Source organism: Kiloniellales bacterium, assembly GCA_030066685.1.
GTDB lineage: Bacteria > Pseudomonadota > Alphaproteobacteria > Kiloniellales > JAKSBE01 > JAKSBE01.
The window spans coordinates 34,787-58,096 of sequence record JASJBF010000007.1 but is presented as its reverse complement, the minus strand read 5'-3'; the positions used below and the strand labels follow the sequence as shown (position 1 = coordinate 58,096).

Below are 23,310 nucleotides of genomic sequence, written 5' to 3'. Positions count from 1 at the left end.
TCGCTCCGCTCAGGCGACGTCCTGCGCGAGCTCGGCGGGCAGGAAGCGCTTCGATTCCGCCTCGATCAGCTTGCGCAGGGCGGCTGCCCCGGGGCTCGGCGGGATCGAATCCTTGGCGTCCTGCAGCAGCTGCTTCAGGTGCTTCGTCGCGCCCTCCAGGCCGTGATACATCACCGCGTTCGGGCGGTCGAAGCTGGCGTCCTGGCCGATCGGCTTGCCCATGGCCTTGGCATCGCCGATCACGTCGTGGATGTCGTCGGCGACCTGGTAGGCTTCGCCAAGGCGTTCGCCGAGCATGCGCCAGAGGGTCGCGTCGCCGCCCGCCGCCACGGCGCCGGTCTCGGTCGCGGCGGCGAAGAGCGAGCCCGTCTTGGCGCGCTGATAGTCGGCCAGGATCGCGTCCGGCTCCGACTCCCAGGCCTGGCCGGCGACGATGCCGAAGGGCATGCCGACCGAGCCGGCGACGATGCGCAGCAGGCCGGCCACGCGCGCCGGGGCCTGCGGGATCCGGAAGGACAGGGTCTCGAAGGCCAGGACGATCATGGCATCGCCGGCCAGGACCGCGATCGGCTCGCCGTAGGCCCGATGCACGGCGGGCTTGCCGCGCCGGGTGTCGGCGGCGTCGAAGCAGGGCAGGTCGTCGTGCACCAGCGAGGCGCAGTGGAGCAGCTCGATCGCGACCGCGGCGGCGGTTGCGGTCTCGGGATCGTCGTCGCCGCAACTGGCCGCCACCGCCAGGCAGAGCTGCGGACGGATCCGGGCGCCGCCGGGAAAGACCGCGTAGCGCATGGCCTCGGCCAGACGCTTGGGGGCACCGGGGCGGGCCGCCCGGTCTAGGGCCGCCGCCAAGCCTGTCTCGATGCGAGTCTGCGCCTGCATGCGGTCCCTCCCACTGTTTTGCCGGGGCCCGCGGAAAGGTCGGTCCGGCAATTTGTCATGGAAAAGTGTCGTGAGAACTATACAGTAGATATGTCAAGCTGCAATGACAAAGGTGCAAGTCCAGGGATGACGGCCGAGCGGGTCATCGTAATCGGAGCCGGGATCGGCGGGCTGGCGGCGGGTCTCCGCCTGGCGGCCCAAGGATTCCGGGTGACGGTCGTGGAGCGGGCCGCGGCCCCCGGCGGCAAGATGCGGCGGGTCGCCGTGGGCTCGGGCCTTCTCGATGCCGGGCCGACGGTCTTCACGATGCGGTGGGTCTTCGACCGGCTCTTCGCGGCGATCGGCGAGTCCTTCGACGATCACGTACGCCTGCGGCCGGCGGAGGTTCTAGCGCGCCACGCCTGGCGGAACAGTCCGGTCCTGGACCTCTATGCCGATATCGACCGCTCCGCCGATTCGATCGCGGCCTTCGCCGGGCCGGGCGAGGCGCGCAACTACCGCGCCTTCTGCGCCGAGTCGGCCGAGATCTTCCGCATGCTGAAAGACCCCTTCCTGTGCCGCCCGGCTCCGGACGTGGCGGGTTTGGTCGGCGCCTTCGGCTTCGGCAGCCTCTCGGCCATGAGCCGCCTCAGTCCCTTCAACACCATGTGGCGCGCCCTCGGCCGCCGATTCGGCGACCCGCGCCTGCAGCAGCTCTTCGGGCGCTACGCGACCTACTGCGGCTCCTCGCCCTTCGCAGCCCCGGCGACCCTGATGCTGGTCGCCCACGTCGAGCAGGCCGGGGTCTGGTACGTCGAGGGCGGCATGCACGCGCTCGCCCTGGCGTTGGCCGATCTGCTGGCCGCACGCGGCGGCAGCCTCCGCTACGAGGCCCATGTCGACCAGATCACGCGTGCCGGGGGTCGCGTCGTCGGCGTCCGCCTGGACACGGGCGAGCATCTCGAGGCCGACGCGGTGGTCATGAATGGCGACAGTGCCGCGCTAGCGGCCGGCCTGCTCGGAAACGAGGTCCGGCGTGCGGTGCCGGCGCCGCCCGCCGGCAGCCGTTCTCTTTCCGCCGTGACCTGGCTGATGGAGGCGAAGGCCAGCGGCTTTCCCCTGTTGCGCCACAACGTGTTCTTTTCCGACGACTATCGCCGCGAGTTCGACGACCTTTTCGAGCGGCGCAGGCTGCCCGCCGCGCCGACGGTCTATGTCTGCGCGCAGGACCGCCTGGAAGAGTCAGACCCGGTGCCGGAGGGCGCGGAACGGCTGTTCTGCCTGGTCAATGCCCCGGCCGCCGGGGATCGCTACGCCTTTCAGAAAGCGGAGATCGACGCATGCGAAAGCCAGACCTTCTCCCTGCTCCGGCACTGCGGTCTGGAGATCGAGCAGGATCCGGGCAAGACACAGGTGGTGACGCCGAGCGACTTTCACCGGCTCTTCCCGGGGACCGGCGGCGCGCTCTACGGCCGGGCGTCGCACGGCTGGCGGGCGGCGCTTCAGCGGCCGGGCTGCCGGACGGCGATCCCCGGGCTTTACCTGGCCGGCGGCAGCGTTCATCCGGGGCCGGGGGTGCCGATGGCGACCCTCTCCGGCCTTATGGCGGCGGAGAGCTTGGCCGCGGACCGCGCTTCGACGCGGCGGTTCCATCCGGTGGCTATGTCTGGTGGTACCTAGACGCCTTCAGCGACGACGGCCGCTACGGCCTGACCATCATCCTCTTTATCGGCAGCGTATTCTCGCCCTACTACGCGCTGGCGCGGCGGCGGGGCGGCGGCGATCCGCGCGACCACGTCGCGGTCAATGTCGCGCTCTACGGCCGCTCCCACCGGCGCTGGGCCATGACCGAGCGCGCGCGGCCCGCCCTGGAAACGGCGCCCGACGCCCTGGCCATCGGGCCGAGCCTCGCCCGCTGGGAGAACGACGGCCTGATCATCGACCTGGACGAGGTCGCCGTCCCGCTGCCGCGGCGCATCAAGGGGCGGGTCCGCCTCTCCCCCAAGAACGTCACCGAGCGCTGCTTCGAGCTCGATCCGGCGCGTCGCCACCGCTGGTGGCCGATCGCGCCCATGGCGCGGGTGGACGTGGCCCTGGAACAGCCGGGCCTTAGCTGGACGGGCGACGGCTACCTGGACAGCAACGAGGGCGGCGAGCCCCTGGAGGCGGGCTTCTCCCGCTGGAGCTGGTCGCGCGCGCATCTTTCCGACGGCAGCGCGGCGCTGCTCTACGATCCGGTTTTCAGGGACGGCCGCGAAGGCCCGCTCGCGCTTCGCGTCGACCGCAGCGGCAAGATCGAAGACTTCGAGGTGCCGCCGCGCGTCAGGCTGCCCGGCACCCTCTGGGGCCTGGGACGCGAGACCCGCGCCGATCCAAGCGGGGGCGCCGAGGTGATCAAGACTCTGGAGGACACGCCTTTCTATTCCCGGTCGATGCTGTCGCTGGACCTGATCGAGCCGGCGGTCCTCGCCATGCACGAGGGCCTGTCGCTGGACCGCTTCGACAAGCGGCTGGTGCAGATGATGTTACCCTTCCGGATGCCGCGGCGCGGCGGCTGACTTAGCGCACTTCCCGATCAGACGCGTTCGCGTCTAGTCGGGAGTAGTGCGCTCATGCGTTGGAATTAGAGCATTACACCCGGCCAGATGGATCGCGAAGCGATTCCATCTGATCGGATAATGCCCTGACCCCCGCCTTGGCGGCAGTCGGACTTCAGACGGCACCTTCGTGCCCGCGGGCCGGCGCGTTCAGGCGCCAGATCGCATGGTTCAAGCGCCAGGCGAAGCTGACCCAGAGCAGGTAAGGCAGCAGCAGCCCCGCGGCCAGGGCCGAGACCGGATAGAAGACCAGCATGGTCAGCAGGATCGAGATCCAGAGGGCGCTCATGTCGGCCAGGGCGAGGCCCGGCTGGCGAAGCCCGAAGAAGCAGTAGGACCAGAGGGCGTTGAAGACCAGCTGGACCCCGTAGATCAGCATGGCGATCAGAACCTGATCCGCCGGCGCGCTGCGCCAGACGATCCAGCCCGACAGCGCGATCATCGCGTAGAGAACCATCCAGACCGGCCCGAAGAGCCAGTTTGGCGGCCGCCAGCTCGGCTTGCGCAGGTCGCTGTACCAAGGGCCGGCCCGAAAGATCGCGCCGCTCGAGGCGGCGAGCAGACTGGCTAGGACGAAGACGACGAGGGAGAGATCCGGGGCGGCCATGGCTCAGGCGGTGCTGCCGCTGGCATCGCCCAGGTAGTCGCGCTCGCGCAGCCTTTGAAAGAGGTCGATGACCCACTCGGTGCGCGACTCGATCTCCGGGTCCTGCGAGCTTCCACGATAGGCGGCCTGCTCGGTCACCGCATCGACGAGGAATCGCGTTGCCGCAAGTCCGGGCGCGCTCGAGCGCTCGCTGATCAGGGTCGATTCGGCGACGGCATAAAGCAGGACGGCAAACTTCCGGCGCGGTGACACGACCGCGCGCGCCGTGACGGAGTCGTAGCCTCGGGCCACGACGGCGTTGCCAATCTCGGCATAGAGGCGGCGCGCCGCGTTGATGGCGGGACGGCAAGAGAGGGGCAGATCGGCGATCCCGACCAGCGAGCGCCGATACAGCGTGTCCGCGTGCTCCAGGAGCAGCCTGATGACGGAACCCAGCTCGGGGCTCATGACCGGCTCGGCGAGGAAGCGCGCCGGGTCGATACCGGCCTCCAGGAGCCAGTTGCGGGGCAGGTAGAGGCGGCCGGCGCGGGCGTCCTCCCCGACGTCCCGCGCGATGTTGGTCAGCTGCATCGCAACGCCCAGATCGCAGGCCCGGGCCAGGGTGCCGGGCGCCCGGCGGCCCATGAGGCAGGTCATGATGGCGCCGACCGCGCTGGCGACCCGCGCCGCGTAGGCGTGAAGCTCCTCGATGCCGTCGTAGCTTCGGCCCTGGTCGTCCCACTCCAGCCCCTCGAGCAGGGCGTCGAACAGGGTGCGCGGCAGGTCATAGAAGGCAACGACATCCGCCAGCGCGCGGTCCGAGGCCTGGTTCCAAGGCCGGCCATCGTAGATGGCGTCCAGGCGCCGCTTCAGCCGGGCGATCGGCGCCGCGCCGCCGACCCGCAGGTCGACGTCGTCATCGGCCAGCCGGCAGAAGCCATAGATCGCGTAGGCGGGGTCGCGCAGGTCCGCGGGCAGCAGAAGGGAGGCCGCGAAGAAGCTTCGCGAGCCCTGCCGGATCAGCTTCCGGCAGGTGCGCCGGTCCTCCAGGTTGGCATAGCGCCACTCAGACCAGCTCAGCCGCATGGGGCACCACCTTGTCCAAGACACGTGCGGAAGCGATCACGCCCGGGATCCCGGCGCCCGGATGCGTGCTGGCGCCGACCATGTAGAGGCCGGCGATTTCCTCGCTGCTGTTGTGCGGCCGGAACCAGGCGCTCTGCCAGAGCAGCGGTTCCGGGCCGAATCCGGCGCCGAGGTAGGAGTTGTAGCGCGACTCGAAGTCCTTCGGGGTCATGACCCGGGAGGAGACGACCGAGTCGCGCAGCCCCGGCATGACCGTCTCTTCCAGGCGCTCCGCGATCGCCTGCCGGTAGGCTTCAGCGCCGGCTTCCCAGTCGAAGTCGGCCTCCAGGTGCGGGACCGGCGAGAGGGCGTAGAAGGTGTCGCAGCCCGGCGGCGCCAGGGCCGGGTCCGTCGCGGTCGGCCGGTGCAGGTAGATGCTGAAGTCCTCGGCCACGATCTTTCGCTTGAAGATGTCCCGCAGCAGGCCCCGGTAGCGGGGCCCGAGGACCATGCTGTGGTGCTTGATCGCGGGGAAGCGCCGGTTGGTGCCGAAGTACCAGACGAAGAGGCCCATCGAATAGTGGGTCCGCCGGACCTTGCGCGGTGTCCAGCGCCGGCGGCCCTTGGCCGGCAGGAGCTTGTTGTAGGTCCAGGCGGCGTCGGCGTTGGAGACCACGACGTCGGCGTCGATGCGCGTGCCGTCGGTCAGCTCTACACCCTTCGCCCGTCCGTCCGCCACGAGGATCCGCCGGACCTCGGCGTTGCAGCGCAGGCTGTTGCCCTGGTTGCGGATCAGGCCGACCAGCCCTTTGACCACCTCGCCGGTCCCACCCATCGCGAAGTGCACGCCCCAGGCCCGCTCCATGTGATTGATCAGACAGTACATCGCCGTCACGGCGTAGGGGTTGCCGCCGATCAGCAGCGGATGAAGGCTGATCGCGATGCGGAGCCGGGGATCGCGGATATAGCGCGAGACCAGGCCGTAGACCGTGCGGTATCCGCCGAGCTGGAGGATCTTGGGCACCGCCTTCAGCATGGTGCCGAAGGAATGGAAGGGCACGTCGGCAAGCACGTCGAAGCCGTAGTCGTAGATCTTCTTGCTCCGGTGCATGAAGCGCTCGAAGCGCGGCACGTCGTCCGGCGAGAACTTGCGGATCTGCGCGCGCATCGCCTCGGGATCGCCGCTGTAGGTGAAGACCGACCCGTCGTCGAAGCGGATGTCGTAGAAGGGCGAAAGCGACTTGAGCTCGATGTCGTCGTGGAGGTTCCGGCCGCAGAGCGCCCAGAGCTCCTCGAGCAGCCAGGGCGCGGTGATGATCGTGGGGCCCGAGTCGAAGGTGAAGCCGTCCTGCCGGAACACGTAGGCGCGCCCGCCGGGGGCGTCGAGCTTCTCGAGGACCGTGACCCGGTAGCCCCGCGCCCCGAGCCGGACCGCGGCCGCGAGTCCGCCGAAGCCGCTGCCGATCACCACGGCATGCGCGCGGCGAGGGTCACCGGTTTCGGAAGGTCGCGGTCGGTCCAGATGCGTCAACATGTTTTGACATTAAAGCCTGTAAAGCAAATTTTCGCAACGCCGCTTTACAGACGGACCCGAGTCAGTCGTCGGACAGGAGGTCGAGGGCCCTGGCCGCGTCGAGGATCGTTCCGGCGACCGTCTCCGGCGCTTCCTCGTGGGCGAGGTGCCCGAGCCCGGGCAGCCGCCGAACCTCGGCCTTGGGGACCATACGGCCGACCTTCTCCGCGGTCGCGGGGGGGATCGCGAGGTCGGACTCGCCGACGATCAACAGAAGCTCGGGCGCGAGCCGGCGCAGGTCCCGGTTGAGGGGCTCCAGGTTCCAGTTGGCCATCATCCCGAGCGCGCCGGCGACGTGCGACGGGCTGCGCAGCAGCCGCTGATAAAGTGCGATCCCCGCTTCGTCCAGGTCCGAGCCGGTCTGCCGGATCAAGCGTGCGACGCGCCCGCGGTCGGCGAGGGTTGCGAAGACGCGCGGTGTCAGGGGGTTCAAGAACAGCGCCCGCGCCATCAAGGGGAAGAGGACTCCGGAGGCGCCGCGGAAGGGGAGCCAGGCCCCGTTGATGCTGACGACAAGCTTGGGCGTAATCTTGCCGTCCAGGCACATGCGGGCGGCAATGGGCGCGCCCGCGGAATGGCCGACCACCACGACCGGGTCGAGCTCGAGGCTGCGCAGCAGGCCGGCCAGGGACTCGGCCATGCCGTTCAGCGAAAGCCGGAAGCTGGCCGGCCGGTCCGTGAATCCGTGGCCCGGGAGGTCCGGGGCGATGACCGTGAAGTCTTCCGCCAGGATGGGACTCAGGTCGCGCCAGGAATGGGTGGAGGCCCCGGTGCCGTGGATCAACAGCGCTTGCGGCCCGCGCCCTTCGCGCTGGACGTGCCACTTCAGTCCGGCCGCCGAGACGAAGTCGCTCTGCGCGCGATTGGGCCAGTCGGCGCCGTCCCGCTCCCAGGCCAGCCTGCTGCGCCCGAGCATTGCCTTCAGCGGCTCGGGTCTGCGTGGGCCTGGACCGCGTTGCACAGCGCCGCCGCGTCGGCCTGGGGCAGCGCCATGTAGGTGGCGCGCATCGCCTCGGCGAGCTGGCGGCCGATCGGACGCGGTCGTGGCGAGATGTCCACCAGGAGGCTTGCGAGCCCGCTCGCGGCCAGAGCACGGGCGGCGGTGCGCGCGTCGCCTTCGGCAGCGTCGCGATCCGCCGACCCGTCCCGCGCGATGTTGCCGCGGCCGTCGGTGAGGAACACGGCCACCGGCGACTGCCCCTTGCGCCGCAGCCCGTCGGCCAGGGTTGCGGCCGCGTCGATGGCCGCCGCCAAAGGCGTGCCGCCGCCGGCCGGAAAGCCGGCCAGGCAGCGCTTGACCCGGGCCAGCGAGCGGGTCGGCGGCAGCAGCAGCTCGACGCCGCGGCCCTTGAAGGTCAGAAGGGCGACGCTGTCCCGGCGGATGTAGCAATCCGCGAGGAGCAGCTCCACCGCGCCCTTGGCCTCGGCCAGACGGTGCAGCGCGGCAGAGCCGGAGGCGTCGACGACGAAGATGGTCGTGGTCTCCGGATGATGCTTGTAGCAGGTGATCCGGAAGTCCTCCCGGCGGATCAGGACGCGCGGCGCCATGGCCGGCGGCCGGTCGGCCTGCTCGCGCCGGCGGATCGCCTGCCAGGGCGCCGCCGCCCGCAGGGTCTCGAGCACGTTCAGGCGCTGGCCCAGCTTCGGCGTCCCGCGGCGCGCGCCCACGGGGCGGCCGCGCGTCGTCGTCGCGCGGAGCGGTCCTGCGCGTCCGCTGCCCGACTCCCGGCTGCGCCGGTCCTTGCCGGCCATGAGCTGCGCCAGCAGGTCGCGTGGAATGGCGGCCTTGCTCGCCGCCAGCACGACGTCCTCCAGGGCCTCCGGATTTCGGCCCTCCGCGTCCCGCTCCGGCGACCTTGGGTCCTCCCCGTTGCACTGGTCCCGCGACGCCTCGGGCTCCTGAGCTTCCGCGGGCGGCTCCCCGGCCGGAAGCTGCGTGGCGCGCGGCGCCAGGACCAGGCGCGCCGCCAGGGCCGTGTCGTCCTCGCCGACACGGTCGCGTGCGAAGAGGGCGGCCGAGGCGCGCGCGGCGGTCAGCGCAAAGCGGGGCGCGCGCGCCGAGGCGATACCCAGGGCCAGGCTTGCGGCGCAGAGCGCTTCGACGGCGTCATCACGGGCCTCCACGGCGGGCAGCCGCCGTTGCGCGGCGGCGACGTCGTCGGGCGTGATGGTGTGCAATCCGGGCGGCGGGTCCTCGCCGCCGCCGCGTGGTTCCAGGTGCAGGTGGAAGGCGAGCCGGTCCAGAAGGCAGGACGGCGGCGCTTCGTCCTCGGCGAGGCCCTCGTCGAGCAGGATGACGCCGAAGGCGCTCGGATGCCGCGCGGCAAGCCCGTCGCGCTCCAAGACGATGGCCCGCGCATCCATCACGGCCGCGAGCTTTCCCGCCAAGGCGGCAGGGGTCCGCTCGGCCATGGGAATCGTCAGGACCCCGCCGTCGCAGTCGGCGAGCAGGCCCCGCTGACCCATCGGGCGTCCGCTCCGCAGGGTCGCGGCAAGGTCCAACCCGCCGAGCAGACGGTCGTCGCTGATGTGCAGGGGCAACCGCGGTCGGGGCACGTCCTGCGGCAGCAGGCCATGGAACCGAGCCAGCCAGGCCTCGCGCTGCTCGCCGGGGCGGGACCGCAGGGACACGCCGCCCAGCGCCAGCGGCGCCGTTGCTGCCAGGGCCGCGGCCAGGATCGCGTCGGCGGGCAGGGAGTTCGGCTGCCGTCGGGTCTTCATCGCGACCCAAAAACCTCCTCGATCGCGCGCTCGACCCGGACACTGGAGCCGGCATCGTCGAGCGGGTCGCGGCGCAGCCGGTGCCTGAGGGCGAGGGGGGCGACCTGTTGCAGATGACGGCGGGCGACGGGCTTCCGGCCCTCCAGGGCCGCAGCGGCGCGCGCGGCGCGGATCAGCGTCAGTTCGCCGCGCAGCCCGTCGGTCCCCAGGGCGAGGCAAAGCTCGGCACCCTGCTCGTAGACCGCGTCCGGGACCTCGACCTCGCCGAGCCGCTTGCGCGCCGCGCCGATCCGCCGACGCAGTTTGTCGTCCTCCGCCTGCCACCGGGTGCCGAAGGCCTCCGGATCGCGTTCGAAGGAGTCCCGGCGCCGCACCACCTCGACCCGCGTGGCGACGTCGCCGGGGGTCTGGACGTCGACCGAGAGGCCGAAGCGGTCCAGGAGTTGCGGGCGCAGCTCGCCTTCTTCGGGATTGCCGCTGCCAATCAGCACGAAGCGGGCCGGATGCCGTACGCTCAAGCCCTCGCGCTCGACCAGGTTCTCGCCCGAGGCGGCGACGTCGAGCAGCAGGTCGACCAAGTGGTCCTCCAGCAGGTTGACCTCGTCGATGTAGAGGAAGCCGCGGTTGGCCCGGGCGAGCAGGCCCGGCTCAAAGGCCTTCTCTCCGACGGTCAGGGCGCGTTCGAGGTCCAGCGCCCCGACCACCCGGTCTTCGGTGGCCCCGAGCGGCAGGTCGATCACCGGCACCGGCACCAGATGGCTCTTGGGCGCGGCTTTTCCCGTCTTGTCATCGCAGTGGTCGCAGAGCCCCGCGGTGGTCTCGGGCGCGCAGCCATAGGGACAACCGACGATCGCCCGCATCTTCGGCAGCAGGGCGGCGAGGCCGCGGATCGCGGTTGACTTGCCGGTTCCGCGGTCGCCGAAGATCAGAACCCCGCCGATCGAAGGATCGACCGCGACGATCAAGAGGGCGAGCTTGATCTGGTTCTGGCCGACGATAGCGGAAAAGGGAAAGGCTCTTTGCACGCACTCTGTCCTAAGGCTGGCGAAGTCTAGCAGGACAGCCGGTTCTGCCGAGGCCCGGCATCACCGAGACCCGCGGCGCCGTCTGCAGTGCCTTGCGGCCGATCCCGTTCATCGCAGCGAAGACCACCCTTCCGGTGCAAGCAATATGGCGTGACAGCGGCGCCAGTGTCGAGTTTAATTGACAGCCAAAGTGTATAGCGCTTTTTCCGAGCGGTAGGAACATGAAAGCGGTGTCTCTCTCCTTCTTCCGCTTCGAAGGGTCCGGGAACAAGCTGTGGGCCTTCTCCCAGATGCTCTTCGCCCGCCGACCCCTGCGCGCGATCCCGGGCATCGGCTTCCACAAGCTGCTGGGCAGCGGGACGCGCGAGGGCTTTCACCCTTTTCCCAATTTCTCGGTCTACGCGATCCTGGCCACCTGGCCGTCGTTGGCGGAAGGCCAGGCCCGCGTGGCGGAGAGCGCAGTCTATCGACGCTATCGCGCCCACGCGGCCGAAGACTGGACGGTTTTCCTCGGGGCGACCCAATGCCGCGGCCAATGGGACCGCGCGGCGCCCTTCACCCTTTCGTCCGAGCCCGGCCTTTCGGAGGATAGCGCGATCGCCGTGCTGACGCGCGCCTCGGTCAAGCCGCAGCACGCCTTGGCCTTCTGGCGGCGTGTGCCGAACATCAGCGCGGCCATCCGCGCGCAGCCGCAGCTGCTCTTCAAGATCGGCCTGGGCGAAGTCCCCTGGCTGCATCAGGTCACCTTCTCCATCTGGTCGGACCGCCGCGCCATGGAAGCTTTCGCCTACCGTGGCTTTCACGCAGAGGCGATCGCCCGCGTCCGGGAGGGCGGCTGGTTCAGCGAGGAGCTCTTCGCGCGCTTCCGCGTGCTGCATGCGGCGGGCCGCTGGGAGGGGGGCCAGCCGCTTTCGACCGCCTCCGTGGTCGCCTGCGCAGACGAGGCTGGCGTCAATGCCGCTTGACCGGACGACGGCCGGGCCGGAAGGGCTCTATCGGCCGCCGGCGCCGGTCCCGACCACGCCGGTCCGGGCCCTGCTGAAGGGCATCCTCAGCAGCCAGCGCGACCTGCTCAGCCTGATGCCGGACGAGGCCTACCGGGTTTTGCTGACCGAGGTCGGGCGGACCCGCCGCAAGATCGTCCTGGTCAACGATCCGACCCTGGTGCGCCAGATTCTGACCGGAGAGGCCGAGAGCTTTCCCAAAAACGACCTCATGGTGGGCGCCCTGCAGCCCCTGGTCGGGGACAGCATCTTCGTGTCGAGCGGCGAGACCTGGCGGCGCCAACGGCGGATGATCGAGGCGGCCTTCTCCCACATGCAGGTGAGCCGGGCCTTTAGAGGGATGGCGGCGGCCGTCGCCGACTTCGAGCGCCGCCTGGACACCCTGGCCGAGTGCCGCGAAGCCGTCTCCCTGGAGACGGCGATGAGCCACCTAACGGCGGACATCATCTACCGGACCATCTTTTCGGTGTCCCTGGAAAGCCAAGCGGCGCGTGAGATCTTCAAGGCGTTCGCGCGGTTTCAGGACTCGGTCGCCAACGTTCAGATCCTGCGGCTCTGGCTCGGCCGGCCCTGGGCGGCCGTCAAGCAGCCTCGTTCGGTGGTTCAGGCCTCGATGCTGATCCGCCGGCATTTAGGCAGCTTGATCGATGCGCGGCTCGACACCGCGGACCGGCCGCTCAACGATATCGCCGGCGAGGTCATCGCGGCGCGGGATCCGGAGACCGGCGAGGGATTTTCGCGCGAAGAGCTGATCGACCAGATCGGCGTCTTCTTTCTGGCCGGACACGAGACCACGGCTGGGGCGCTGGCCTGGGCCTTCTTCATCCTGTCGCAGAGGCCCGAGGCCGCCGCACGGATCCGGGCCGAGGTCGAGTCGGTCTGCGCGCAGGGTCCGATCGGCTTCGAGGCGACCAAGAGGCTCACCTTCGTGCGCAACGTCTTTCGCGAAACCTTGCGGCTCTATCCGCCGCTCGCCTTCATCCCGCGGGTCGCGCTCGAGCCGGGGCGAATCGGCGCCCTCGCGGTGCCGCGCGGCGCCATGATCATGATCTCGCCCTGGATCATGCATCGCCACAGGGCGCTGTGGCGGAATCCGGAGCATTTCGATCCCGACCGCTTCCTGCCGGAGCGGGAGCAGGAGTGGACCCAGAGCGCCTATCTGCCCTTCGGGGCAGGTCGCCGGCTTTGCGTCGGCGCTGCCTTTGCGACGGTGGAAAGCACCCTGATCCTCGCCCGCCTGATCCGACGATACGAGGTCGAGGCCGTGGATCCGCGGTCAGTGCGGCCGGTCACCCGGCTGACGACGCGCTCGGCGCAGGGAATTCGGGTGCGCTTCCGGCGGCGCTGATGCGGCTCACTCGATCAGGCCGGGCGGAAGGCCGCGCCGCCTGGGCTGGCCTCTCGCCGGGCGGCGCGCAGCTTCAGGAGGAACTGGGCCGCGTTGATCACGTAGGCCGCGTAAGCCGCGAGCGCGAGCAGCATTTGCCCCTGGGCGTCGAGAATCTGGGTTGCCAGAACGATCAAGTAGGCCGTGTGTAGAGCGATCACCAGCATGCTGACCACGTCTTCCCAGAAAAACGCGGGCGCGAAGAGATACTGGCCGAAAACGGCACGCTCCCAGATCGCTCCGGTGATCATGATCGTGTAGAGCGCAACTGTCTTGACGACGATAGAAGCGGTCGCGGCCTCGAAGCCGAGACCCGTTGCCAGGAATCGGAGCACGAGGACGAGGCTGATCAGGAAGATGCCGAACTGGAGCGGCGCCAGAACCCCTTGAACCAGAGTCCAGGGCGACTGGTCCCGCCGGCGTCTCTGTTCGGGCGTATAGAGGATATGGTCGCGCCGCCGGGACAAGGGCTCGCGCCGAAGCGTGCTGCTTCCGGCAAGCGTCGACCAGGGGCAAACGTCGAAGCGCGCGATGCATCTGTCGACGGTTCCGCTGAGGTCTGGGATAAGGATCATGGAAACTATCCCTCCGTTCAGGTTCTGCCCGGCACCGCTGTCTTCGGGCCTCTTCGCCCCGAGGCTCGACGGAGCCCGATGTCGGCCCCTTTCTCTTGAAGCGGGGAAGGAGGCCGTCCGGTCGTTTAGAGTCTATTCGGACCCCCTCCGATTGTCAATCCAATCATACATTATCTTCGACCAACAATATTGACACTATCTAGCTTACTTGACACATTGATGACGGTGTCCTATTCAACGAACATGTCCGACGTGGTTAATGGGTTATCGGGCATTTCGGCCTCGCAACGAGGCTGCCTGCCCTGGCCGTGTACCGCTTCAAAGGGCTGGGCGATCTCGTGAAGCGCATTCTCAGGAAGGAAGAATGCAGGCCATGGTTGCGATAGGGGAATGGGGAAAGGACAACACAAGAAGAACAAAAAATAGTATCTGAGGGAGGCTCAGATGGCAGGCCTACGGCAATTACTAAATGCCGATGAGTACTTGCAGGAATATGATCTTTTTGGGTCTTGTGTAGACGAAGAAGAAGAGAGTAGCCCCCGAGAAAAAGAGTCGTCGTCAGGATCCGGTTTGGCCGCGCTCGCGACCACAATCGAGACAGAAATCGTTCCTCGGCTGATGTTGGCCCATCGGGCTGATTTGAAGCGCATCGAGCCTGCGCGTCGGGAAGCCGCCGAGCCAAGCCGCGACGACGTTCTCGAATTCGCCTCGATCATTATCAAGAACGACACCGCTAGCGCGCGGGGATTCATCGACGACCTGCGTGGACGCGGCGTGTCGCTCGAGTCGATTTTCCTGGGCCTGATGGCGCCCGCCGCGCGCCACCTTGGTGATCTCTGGGTGGACGACCGCTGCGACTTCATGACGGTCACTCTTGGGTTGTCGCGTATGCAGCAGCTTCTGCGCGGCTTGAGCCCGGCGACGGAAAGTGGGCGTGTCGCGGTCGATCAGGACAAGCGGGCCCTCCTGGTCACTTTTCCCGGCGAGCAGCACACCTTCGGGATGTACATGGTCGCGGAGTTCTTCCGCCGCGACGGTTGGGATGTCTGGGGCGGGGTGCCGGACGGCGATGAGGCGATCTTCGAGCTCTTGGTTGATGATTGGTTCGATGTGATTGGGGTGTCGGTGAGCCTCGGATCCAGCCTCCTGCGATTGGAAGGACTGATCCGGCGGATTCGAGAGTGTTCCCGCAACCAGCAGATCGCTGTTCTACTTGGCGGACGCGCAGTGGTTGAGCGGCCGGGGTCGGCGCAGGACTACGGCGCGGATGCGATTGCGAGTGATGGACGGAAGGCCGTTTCGCGAGCACAGGAGATGCTCTGGAGTTCCAACAGGCGCCTTTGCTGAGACTGGTGCTGTCTGGGCGTGGGAGACCGTTGGCAACCCCGGCAGGCGCTGATATGTAAGTCAGCGACAACGCCGGAATGTGACAGCAGCGATGGACGATTTAGTTTCCGATAGCGAGCTCAGCCGATTCAGGTCTCCGGAGGTTCCGTTCGGGCAGCTCGACGCGGGCACCATGGCAGCCGTCGTCGCCGCGGCCACCGATATCGCCCTGGTCATTGGGGCCGACGGGGTGATCCGCGACCTGGCCTGCGGCAATACCAGTCTGCTGTCGCATGGGGTCGACGACTGGTCTGGCCAAATGTGGCTTGATACGGTCACGGTGGAAAGCCGGCCCAAGGTCGAGGCTCTGCTCGGCGATGCGGTGCAGGGCGAGCCGCCGCGCTGGCGCCAAGTCAACCACCCGGTCGCGGACGGGCCGGACCTGCCGATCAGCTATCTCGCCGTGCCGGTCGGAAAGGATGGCCTAGTGCTGGCCTTGGGTCGGGAACTGCGGAGCTTTGCCGCCCTGCAGCAGCAACTCGTACACGCACAACAAGGCTTGGAGCGCGACTACATGCGTTTACGACACACCGAAACACGCTACCGGGTGCTGTTCCAGATGGCATCCGAAGCGATCCTGATCGTCGATGCTTCGACCCGCAAGGTCGTCGATGCCAACCCGGCGGCGATCCAGCTCCTTGGCGCGACGGCCGGTCAGCTCATCGGGCAGAAGTTCCCCGAGGACATCGACGGCCAGGATCGCGAGCTGATCGTGGCGCTCTTTTCAGGGGTTCGAAAATCAAGCCAGGCGGCCAGCGAGAGCGCCAAGATCCGATTGAACGACCTGCAGCTTCGGGTCTCGGCCTCGTTGTTCCGCCAGGGCAACAACGCGCATTTCCTGGTCCGGCTCTCCGCCCTGCAGGACGCCGACCAGGGTGCCGCCGCGGTCCCGAAGGCCCGCTCCCGGCTCCTCGACGTCATCGAGACCATGCCCGACGGTTTCGTCGCCACCGACGACCAGGGACGAATCCTCGCGGCCAACTCGGCCTTCCTCGATCTGGCGCAGCTGGCGACCGAAGAGCAGGCCCTGGGTCAGTCGATCGGCCGCTGGCTGGGCCGATCGGACATCGACCTGGGCGTCCTGACGTCGAACCTGCGCGAGCACGGTGTGGTCCGGCTCTTCGGGACCACGATCCAGGGCGACTTGGGATCCAAGGAAGAGGTCGAGGTCTCCGGCGTCTCGGTGATGAACGACGACGAGCCCTGCTACGGCTTCGCGATCCGCGGCGTCGGCAGCCGCCGCTTCAAGGAGGAGCCGACCAGCCGCGGCCTGCCGAAGTCGGTGGAGCAGCTGACCGAGTTGGTCGGACATGTTTCGCTGAAGGACCTGGTCCGCGAGACCACGGATATGATCGAACGCATGTCGATCGAGGCGGCCCTGGAACTGACCGGCGACAACCGCGCCTCGGCGGCCGAGCTCCTGGGCCTCAGCCGGCAGAGCCTCTATGCGAAGCTGCACCGCTATGGGCTTGGTGACCTGCAGTCCGAACACGGCGGCGAGCGCCAGAACTAGCGCGTTAGCCTACCATTTCCAGCCAGACGCCACGGCATTTGATCGGGACGCGCGGCTCGACACGCCGCGACCGGCGCGGCATGACTGCACCCCAGAGTTGCGAGCGGGGCCGGCGGGCCCTGCGGCAGTCTCCAAAAAGGAGTGAGCGGCCAGAGGTTCCTGGTCTACAGCGCTCCTTGGTATGAGCCTACGCTTGGCCGTGGTGCCGTTTCCGCCCCGACGGGCCCGGCCGACTGTTAAATAGAATTGACGATATTATGTGTCAATTCTATCATACAGTATGACGCGACCGGCCCTGACATCCGTCGTCCAGCTTCTCAAGCCAATCACTTGGTTCGCGCCCATGTGGGCCTACGCTTGCGGCGTCATCTCGGCCGGCCTGCCAACGGAGGGCCGCTGGAGCCTGCTGGTGGCCGGTGTCCTGCTTGCCGGGCCCCTGGTCTGCGGCACCAGCCAGGCCGTCAACGACTGGTTCGACCGCCACGTCGACGCGATCAACGAGCCGGAGCGTCCGATCCCCTCGGGGCGGGTGCCGGGGCGCTGGGGCCTCTTTATCGCGATCGGCTGGACTCTCCTGTCTTTGACTGTCGCGACCGCCCTCGGTCCCTGGGGCTTCGCCGCGGCGGTGGTCGGCCTGGCCCTGGCCTGGGCCTACAGCGCGCCGCCCTTTCGGCTCAAGCGGAACGGCTGGCTCGGCAACACGGCGGTCGCGGTCTGCTACGAGGGACTCCCCTGGTTCACCGGGGCCGCCGTCATGGCCGCCGCGCTGCCCGATTGGCGGGTCCTGGTCCTGGCCGGCCTCTACAGCTTCGGCGCCCACGGGATCATGACCTTGAACGACTTCAAGTCGGTCGACGGCGACCGGCGCACCGGGGTCCATTCCCTGCCGGTCCAGCTCGGGGTCGAAAGGGCGGCCCGCCTGGCCTGCTGGTTCATGGCCGCGCCGCAGGTCGCGGTGGTCCTGCTGCTCTTCGCTTGGGGCCACGCCCTCCATGCCGCCGGCGTGGCCGGGCTGCTGCTTGCACAGATCTTCCTCATGGAACGGCTCCTGAAGGCGCCGAAGCAACGGGCGCCCTGGTACAACGCCACCGGCACCACCCTCTATGTCCTGGGCATGCTGGTCAGCGCCCTGGCCCTGCTGGGAGCGAAGGGATGACCCACGCGGCGCTCTCCTGGGCCGGGATCCTGCGCCTTGGCCTGGTGCAGAGCGCCCTCGGCGCGATCGTCGTTCTGACCACCTCGACCATGAACCGGGTCATGGTGGTGGAGCTCGCACTGCCGGCCATGCTGCCGGGTGCGCTGGTCGCCTTCCACTACGCCGTGCAGGTGCTCCGGCCACGCTGGGGCTACGGCTCCGATGTCGGTGGCCGGCGTACGCCCTGGATCATCGGCGGGATGGCGGTCCTGGCGCTGGGCGGCGGCCTGGCGGCGGTCGCGACCGCCTTGATGGGCACGCGGCCGGCGGCGGGCATCGCCCTCGCCGTCATCGCCTTTGCCCTGATCGGCGGCGGGGTCGGGGCGGCCGGGACGTCCCTGCTGGTGCTTCTGGCCAAGCTGGTCGCGCCCGGCCGGCGCGCGGCCGCGGCGACCCTCGTCTGGCTGATGATGATCGCCGGCATGATGGTCACGGCGACCGCCGCGGGGATGCTCCTCGATCCCTTCTCCCTAAGCCGCCTGGTCGCGGTCACGGGCCTGGTCGCAGGTCTGGCCTTTTGCCTGACCCTGGTTTCGGTCAGGGGAATCGAAGGCGCGGCCGCATCATCGAGCCGACATACGCCCGCGCCGCGGCTCGCGGCCAAGCCGAGCTTTCGCGAGGCCCTGGCGCAGGTCTGGTCGGAGCCTCAGGCGCGGCGCTTCACGATCTTCATCTTCGTCTCGATGCTGGCCTACAGCGCCCAGGACCTGATCCTCGAGCCCTTTGCCGGCGCGGTCTTCGGCATGACCCCGGGCGAATCGACCCGGCTCGCCGGAGTCCAGCACGGCGGCGTGCTGCTCGGCATGATCCTGGTCGCGGTCGCGGGCACCACCTACGGCCGGCGACGGCCCGGGTCTCTGCGCATCTGGGCCGTCGTCGGCTGCCTGGCCTCGGCCGCCGCGCTGACGGTGATCGCGGCGGGTGGCTTCGCCGGCCCCGGCTTCCCGCTCGTCCTGGCCGTCTTCGCGCTCGGTGTCGCCAACGGTGCCTTCGCGGTGGCCGCGATCGCCTCGATGATGGGCCTGGTCGGCACCGGCCGGGAATCCCGCGAGGGGACCCGCATGGGACTTTGGGGCGCCGCACAGGCCCTCGCCTTCGGCCTCGGCGGCTTCGCCGGGACCCTGGCCATCGATGTGACGCGCGCGCTCTTGGAGTCGCCGCCTCTGGCCTACGCGGTCGTGTTCGGCGCGGAGGCCCTTCTGTTTGTCGTGGCGGCCTTCCTGGCCGCAGGCGTGAGCCTGCCGAAGGCCAAGAACCTGGATGCCCCGGCGCCGCTCTTGGCCCAGGGCTGAGCCGCGCAGGCCGGCGTAAGAAAGGAGCGGTTGGAAAATGCGGACCTTCGATGCGGTTGTTGTCGGCGGCGGCCCTGCGGGGGCGACGGCCGCCACGGATCTCGCGCGGGCCGGCCATGAGGTGCTCCTGCTCGACCGCGCTGGGCGCATCAAGCCCTGCGGCGGCGCCATACCGCCGCGCCTGATCCGCGACTTCGACATCCCGGACTCCCTGCTGGTCGCCCGGGCGCGCTCGGCCCGGATGATCTCGCCAAGGGACCGGCGGGTCGACATGCCGATCGACGGCGGCTTCGTCGGCATGGTCGATCGCGAGGTCTTCGACGAGTACCTGCGCGAGCGGGCCGCCAAGGCCGGCGCCGAGCGCTGTGCGGGAACCTTCGACACCATCGAGCGGAACGAGGCCTTGGGGACCGTCGTCGCCTTCCGGCCGGGCCCGGGGCGCGGGAAGGGTGACCTGGTGCGGGTCCGCGCCCGCGTCGTGATCGGCGCCGACGGCGCCCGGTCGGCGGTGGCGCGGCAATCGGTGCCGGGCGCCGAGCGGATGCCCTGCGTCTTCGCCTATCACGAGGTCATCCGCTCGCCTTCGGCCGGGACCGCCGACTTCGACGGCCGGCGCTGCGATGTCTACTACCAGGGCCAATTGTCTCCGGACTTCTATGCCTGGGTGTTCCCGCACGGCGAGACCACCAGCGTCGGCGTCGGCTCGGCCAACAAAGGCTTCTCGCTCCGCGGCGCCGTGGGCGACCTGCGTGCGGCCTCTGGCCTCGACGGCAGCGAGACCCTTCGCCGGGAAGGCGCGCCGATCCCGCTGCGACCGCTCAAGCGATGGGACAACGGCCGTGATGTGATCCTGGCCGGCGACGCCGCCGGGGTCGTCGCGCCGGCGTCGGGCGAGGGCATCTACTATGCCATGGCCGGCGGGCGCCTCGCCGCCGAGGCAGTGGAGGAATTCCTCGCCTGCGGCGACGTCCGCGCGCTCGCCAAGGCACGCAAGCGCTTCATGAAATCGCACGGCCGGGTGTTCTGGATCCTTGGGATGATGCAGAAGGTCTGGTACGCCAACGACCGGCGCCGGGAACGCTTCGTCAGCATCTGCCGCGATCCGGACGTCCAGCGGCTGACCTGGGAGGCCTACATGAACAAGGAGCTGGTGCGCGCCAAGCCGATCGCACACGTGCGTATTTTCTTCAAGGATCTCGCACACCTCTGCGGCCTCGTCACGCCTTGATGGCCGGCACTGGAAGGTCGCCCCCAGCTCAAATGCCGTCCCACGCCTTGAGCCCGAGCTTCTCGGGGGAAGGACTTGGAGGTGCTTTCAGCGTCGCCTGGAGCAGCCTGCGTTCAATCGAACGCAGATGAGCTGCTCTATCTATATGAAGTAGATCAAACTGCGCTCAATTGATTCCAATTGAGCGCAGTTTGATTAGGGGATTATCCGATCAGATGGAATCGCTTCGCGATCCACCTGGCCGGATGTAATGCCCTAACTTCAGAGCGATAGCGCACTACTCCCGGCCAGACGCGAACGCGTCTGATCGGGAAGTGCGCTAGATGGATCGGCCGGGGCGAGTCTCGGCGCGCAGAGGTCGGCCTCTTCCGGGCAGGCGCCAGCCCGCGCGCGACCGGAACCTCTTCGTCGTAGTGGAAGCCGTCCATGGGCAGGACCGCGCAGCTGCCCGGGGCCTCCCGGTTCAGCTCTTCTTCGGCCTTCGCCGCCAGGCTCGACTTCCCAGACGCCGACGGCCCGGCGATGGCGGCGATGTGCGAAGGTCGGCCGGAAGCCTAGCCAGGAGGCCTTGCAAGTGTCGGATGAAGGCGCCTGGCGTCAGCTCGAGCCGGCTCATCCCCTGCGGCCTCCCGCTGCCGTCCCGCTGCACGCCATTACAGAAGCCCGAACTGACCGGCCATGCTGCGCAGGACGGGCAGGCCCTCCCACATAACCTGGCCGGCGCTGTCGGCGACCGGGCGCCATGGTACGGCGGCTGGCTCCCGGGCCTGCGCTCCGTTTCGCCCGCGCGCCGGATCCGCTTTGACGACGCGTTCTCGTCTCTGGCCCTTTCATAGCCTCGAGGGCGAAAGCGCCGACGACTTGGAGCCAGGTCCATGCCCAATTCCCCTGCCAGCAGAAAGATCTCCCCCGGCAGGAACCCGGGCTTGGCTTCCCCCCTCGCTGCGTGCAAGCCGAAGCTCCGGAAATGGCTGCCGGTCCTTTCGTGGCGTCCAGGAGCCGCGGCGTCTGAGCGCAATCGCTCCGCCGCCCCAACATCTCCGCTTCGGGTGACGGAGCGGGGCGACGGCATCACGATCGCCTGCCGGTGCGGCTGCTTCTTCTTTTCCTTTCGGAGCATTGCCGTCGCCCGCCGTGGACGGTTCCGCTGCCTGATCTGCGACACCGAGAGGCCGATCGCCGATCTGATTCACGCCGACGGGAGGCCCCGCGCGAGGGGGCCCGGAACCGCCGGCCACGACGTCCCGGGTTGATCGCGCAGAAAAGCCGAGTTCGCCCGGGGATGGATCTCGGCCCGCTGGCGTATCACCGAGGACGCGGAAGGCCTGGGAGGGGCCTTTCCACCGGAAGGCGGGCCCCTTGGCCTGGGCTTCCAACGGAGCAGGAGAGGGGCGCGAAAAGTCGGTTTCCGGCGGATCCGCAGGACCAGGCCAAGACGGTGACGTCGCGCCCGACATCAGGGAGGTCACGCTATGCGAAGAGCGCCACGATTGGCGGTAGCGGCGCTGTCGTTCTTTTCCGCCTCGGTCCTGGCCCTTCCGTCCTTCGGCGTTGAGGCTCCGAACCTCATCGTCGTCGGCGAGGACGCGGACCAGGACTCGCTCCCGCGCCACAGCCGGGTCGTCAAGGCGGTCCTGGAGCAACTCGGGCAGCAACTCCACGACGCCGGCTTCGCGGTCTACGACGAGACCGCGGTGACCCTCGGCGACTTCGCGCAAGGGCGAAGCCGGCGCACGGATGCCGAGGTCATCGACATCGCCCGCGCCGTGCAGGCGCCGCCCATGGATGTGGCGGCGATTTTCACGGTCTACGCTCGGGCCGAGCGGCTCACCTACACGACGAAGATCACCGCCCGGATCGCCGGACGCTTGGTCGATGTCCGCAGCGGACGCCGCCTCGGCGGCGCCGAGGTCAAGTCGGCGGAGGCCCTGCGGGCGCCTGCGGACTGCGACGAGGCCTGCGTCTTCGAGGTCGTCGGCCGCGACGCCCGCCGGCTGTCTCGCGACCTGGGCGTTCTGCTCGCGGATCAGCTGGCCCCGAGCCTCGGTCGCGCAAGCGCGGAGGACGGGAATGGAGGCGGGGGAGCCGAGGGCTTTTCGACGGCCTACAGCCTGGTCTTCGACGGATTCTCGCCGGCGGAGGTCTCGGAGATCGAGGAGTATCTGGTCGTCTTCTCGGGCTATCGGCATCTCCGGCCGGTCCAGAGCAGCCGCCAGGTTCACAGCTACTGGTACGAGACCCGGAGCCCGAAGAGCCGCCTGAACCGGAACCTTGGCAAGATGCTGCTGCACCTGGGCATCGAGGGCGACGTCCTCTTCGCAGGCAACAGCTTCACGATCGCAAAGCGGTCGAAACGGGAGAACGCCGGAGGCTCATGGGATGGTTGGTGAGAGAAAGGTCGGGCTCCAGAGCCTAGGCGGGTGCTTCAAGCTGGGCCTTGGATTGCTATTGCTCCTGGGCCTCGGCCCCTGGCCGAGCCGGGACGCGGCGGCCGAGCCGTCCTCTGGCGGGGACCGGAAGATCTTCGAGGCCTTCGCGGCCGAGCTTCTCGAGCAGATCGACGAGGCCGACGGTGTGGTTGCGGAAGGACGGGGGACGGGGATCGCAATCTGGCCCTTTTCGGACAAGACCGCCCCCCTCCCGGCCGAAGTCGCCAACGAATACAACGCCAGGCTTCTCGCCGCTCTGGTCCGGCGGTCGGGCAACCGCCATCGCTTCGTCGCGCGCGAGACGCTCGGCGCCCTGGTCGACGAGGTGCGCGAGATCCACGGCGACGAGGACGAATTGGATGCCGCCCTCTCGGCGCTGCTGAGGACCGCGCAGGCCCAGATCCTCATCGTCGGAAAGCTGCGCCTCGCGGGCGACGCTTCGGCGGTCGCCTCCTATCGCGCGGTCAGGGTCGAGGACGGCACCATTGTCGCCGCGACCGCGCCCCGGAGGGTCTCCCTGCCGCCGGTCTCCCATTTCGCCTCCACGACGGAAGCGGGGCCGACCAAGCCGAGGCCGTCGCCGGGGGCAGGGGCACCCCTGCCGGACCCACGGGTGATCGAAGGCCTGCAGCGGGACCTGCGGTCTCTCGGTTACGACCCGGGCCCGATCGACGGCCGCTTGGGGCCGCGGACGCTGGCTGCGATCCGCGCGTATCAGGCCGAGACCGGGATCGGCGTCGACGGCCGGGTCACTGCGGACCTGGTTGACGGCCTGCGGCGCAGCGCGGAGGCAAAAGTCGTGACGCCCCCGCCGGCCGTCGAGACGCCGGTCCTCGGGCGAAGGGTGGTGGGCTACGACCCCCGCCGGCCCTATTG

Annotated in this window: 18 protein-coding genes and 1 pseudogene; 11 read left to right on the top strand and 8 right to left on the bottom strand. The window is 68.9% G+C overall.

Going from position 1 to position 23,310, the window contains the following annotated elements; translation table 11 throughout:
- Positions 1–9: 9 nt before the first annotated feature.
- Entirely contained in the window at positions 10–879 is an 870-nt protein-coding gene (locus tag QNJ30_06745; protein MDJ0943142.1) for a polyprenyl synthetase family protein, read from the bottom strand.
- Between the two features lie 126 nt (positions 880–1,005).
- Here QNJ30_06745 and crtI point away from each other — a divergent pair, with 126 nt between their 5' ends.
- Together crtI and QNJ30_06735 are read left to right on the top strand one after the other, a co-directional pair.
- On the top strand, positions 1,006–2,538 hold the full coding sequence (gene crtI, locus QNJ30_06740) for a phytoene desaturase family protein (GenBank protein ID MDJ0943141.1): 1,533 nt from the start codon (positions 1,006–1,008) through the stop codon (positions 2,536–2,538).
- Between the two features lie 164 nt (positions 2,539–2,702).
- Positions 2,703–3,416 carry a carotenoid 1,2-hydratase gene (locus QNJ30_06735; protein ID MDJ0943140.1) on the top strand — a complete coding sequence of 238 codons (714 nt, stop codon included), beginning with the start codon at positions 2,703–2,705 and terminating at the stop codon, positions 3,414–3,416.
- Between the two features lie 154 nt (positions 3,417–3,570).
- Here QNJ30_06735 and QNJ30_06730 read toward each other — a convergent pair whose 3' ends face one another.
- The 6 genes from QNJ30_06730 to bchI all read right to left on the bottom strand — a co-directional run bounded on the left by QNJ30_06730 (position 3,571) and on the right by bchI (position 10,425).
- Complete coding sequence (locus QNJ30_06730; protein ID MDJ0943139.1) at positions 3,571–4,062, bottom strand: TspO/MBR family protein; 492 nt, start codon at positions 4,060–4,062, stop codon at positions 3,571–3,573.
- A gap of 3 nt (positions 4,063–4,065) precedes the next feature.
- Positions 4,066–5,127 carry a phytoene/squalene synthase family protein gene (locus QNJ30_06725; GenBank protein ID MDJ0943138.1) on the bottom strand — a complete coding sequence of 354 codons (1,062 nt, stop codon included), beginning with the start codon at positions 5,125–5,127 and terminating at the stop codon, positions 4,066–4,068.
- Positions 5,108–6,640, bottom strand: a complete 1,533-nt coding sequence (locus QNJ30_06720) for a phytoene desaturase (protein MDJ0943137.1) — start codon at positions 6,638–6,640, stop codon at positions 5,108–5,110. The genes QNJ30_06725 and QNJ30_06720 overlap by 20 nt, the downstream gene beginning before the upstream one ends.
- A gap of 61 nt (positions 6,641–6,701) precedes the next feature.
- Positions 6,702–7,595, bottom strand: coding sequence for an alpha/beta fold hydrolase (locus tag QNJ30_06715; GenBank protein ID MDJ0943136.1), 894 nt, complete (start codon positions 7,593–7,595; stop codon positions 6,702–6,704).
- Between the two features lie 5 nt (positions 7,596–7,600).
- Positions 7,601–9,400, bottom strand: coding sequence for a magnesium chelatase subunit D (locus QNJ30_06710; GenBank protein MDJ0943135.1), 1,800 nt, complete (start codon positions 9,398–9,400; stop codon positions 7,601–7,603).
- A complete protein-coding gene (gene bchI / locus QNJ30_06705; protein ID MDJ0943134.1) occupies positions 9,397–10,425 on the bottom strand; it encodes a magnesium chelatase ATPase subunit I in 1,029 nt (342 codons plus the stop codon). The genes QNJ30_06710 and bchI overlap by 4 nt, the downstream gene beginning before the upstream one ends.
- 221 nt (positions 10,426–10,646) lie before the next feature.
- Here bchI and QNJ30_06700 point away from each other — a divergent pair, with 221 nt between their 5' ends.
- Together QNJ30_06700 and QNJ30_06695 are read left to right on the top strand one after the other, a co-directional pair.
- Entirely contained in the window at positions 10,647–11,390 is a 744-nt protein-coding gene (locus QNJ30_06700) for a spheroidene monooxygenase (GenBank protein MDJ0943133.1), read from the top strand.
- The gene (locus tag QNJ30_06695; GenBank protein MDJ0943132.1) at positions 11,380–12,777 is read left to right on the top strand and encodes a cytochrome P450; all 1,398 of its coding nucleotides are present in this window, start codon (positions 11,380–11,382) and stop codon (positions 12,775–12,777) included. The genes QNJ30_06700 and QNJ30_06695 overlap by 11 nt, the downstream gene beginning before the upstream one ends.
- A 14-nt stretch (positions 12,778–12,791) precedes the next feature.
- On the opposite strand, the gene bchF is transcribed toward QNJ30_06695, so the two are convergent.
- A complete protein-coding gene (bchF, locus tag QNJ30_06690) occupies positions 12,792–13,391 on the bottom strand; it encodes a 2-vinyl bacteriochlorophyllide hydratase (GenBank protein ID MDJ0943131.1) in 600 nt (199 codons plus the stop codon).
- Positions 13,392–13,835: 444 nt separating this feature from the next.
- Here bchF and QNJ30_06685 point away from each other — a divergent pair, with 444 nt between their 5' ends.
- From QNJ30_06685 to QNJ30_06655, 7 genes and pseudogenes are all read left to right on the top strand, one after another.
- The gene (locus QNJ30_06685) at positions 13,836–14,738 is read left to right on the top strand and encodes a cobalamin B12-binding domain-containing protein (protein MDJ0943130.1); all 903 of its coding nucleotides are present in this window, start codon (positions 13,836–13,838) and stop codon (positions 14,736–14,738) included.
- 172 nt (positions 14,739–14,910) lie between these two features.
- Entirely contained in the window at positions 14,911–16,290 is a 1,380-nt protein-coding gene (gene ppsR, locus QNJ30_06680) for a transcriptional regulator PpsR (GenBank protein ID MDJ0943129.1), read from the top strand.
- 280 nt (positions 16,291–16,570) lie between these two features.
- The gene (gene chlG / locus QNJ30_06675) at positions 16,571–17,446 is read left to right on the top strand and encodes a chlorophyll synthase ChlG (protein ID MDJ0943128.1); all 876 of its coding nucleotides are present in this window, start codon (positions 16,571–16,573) and stop codon (positions 17,444–17,446) included.
- Positions 17,443–18,777, top strand: a complete 1,335-nt coding sequence (locus QNJ30_06670) for a BCD family MFS transporter (GenBank protein ID MDJ0943127.1) — start codon at positions 17,443–17,445, stop codon at positions 18,775–18,777. The genes chlG and QNJ30_06670 overlap by 4 nt, the downstream gene beginning before the upstream one ends.
- A gap of 37 nt (positions 18,778–18,814) precedes the next feature.
- A complete protein-coding gene (locus QNJ30_06665) occupies positions 18,815–20,005 on the top strand; it encodes a geranylgeranyl diphosphate reductase (protein ID MDJ0943126.1) in 1,191 nt (396 codons plus the stop codon).
- A 1,490-nt stretch (positions 20,006–21,495) separates the two neighbouring features.
- Complete coding sequence (locus tag QNJ30_06660) at positions 21,496–22,395, top strand: hypothetical protein (protein ID MDJ0943125.1); 900 nt, start codon at positions 21,496–21,498, stop codon at positions 22,393–22,395.
- Positions 22,385–23,182, top strand: a pseudogene (locus QNJ30_06655) (peptidoglycan-binding domain-containing protein). The gene QNJ30_06660 and the pseudogene QNJ30_06655 overlap by 11 nt, the downstream one beginning before the upstream one ends.
- Positions 23,183–23,310: the final 128 nt, after the last annotated feature.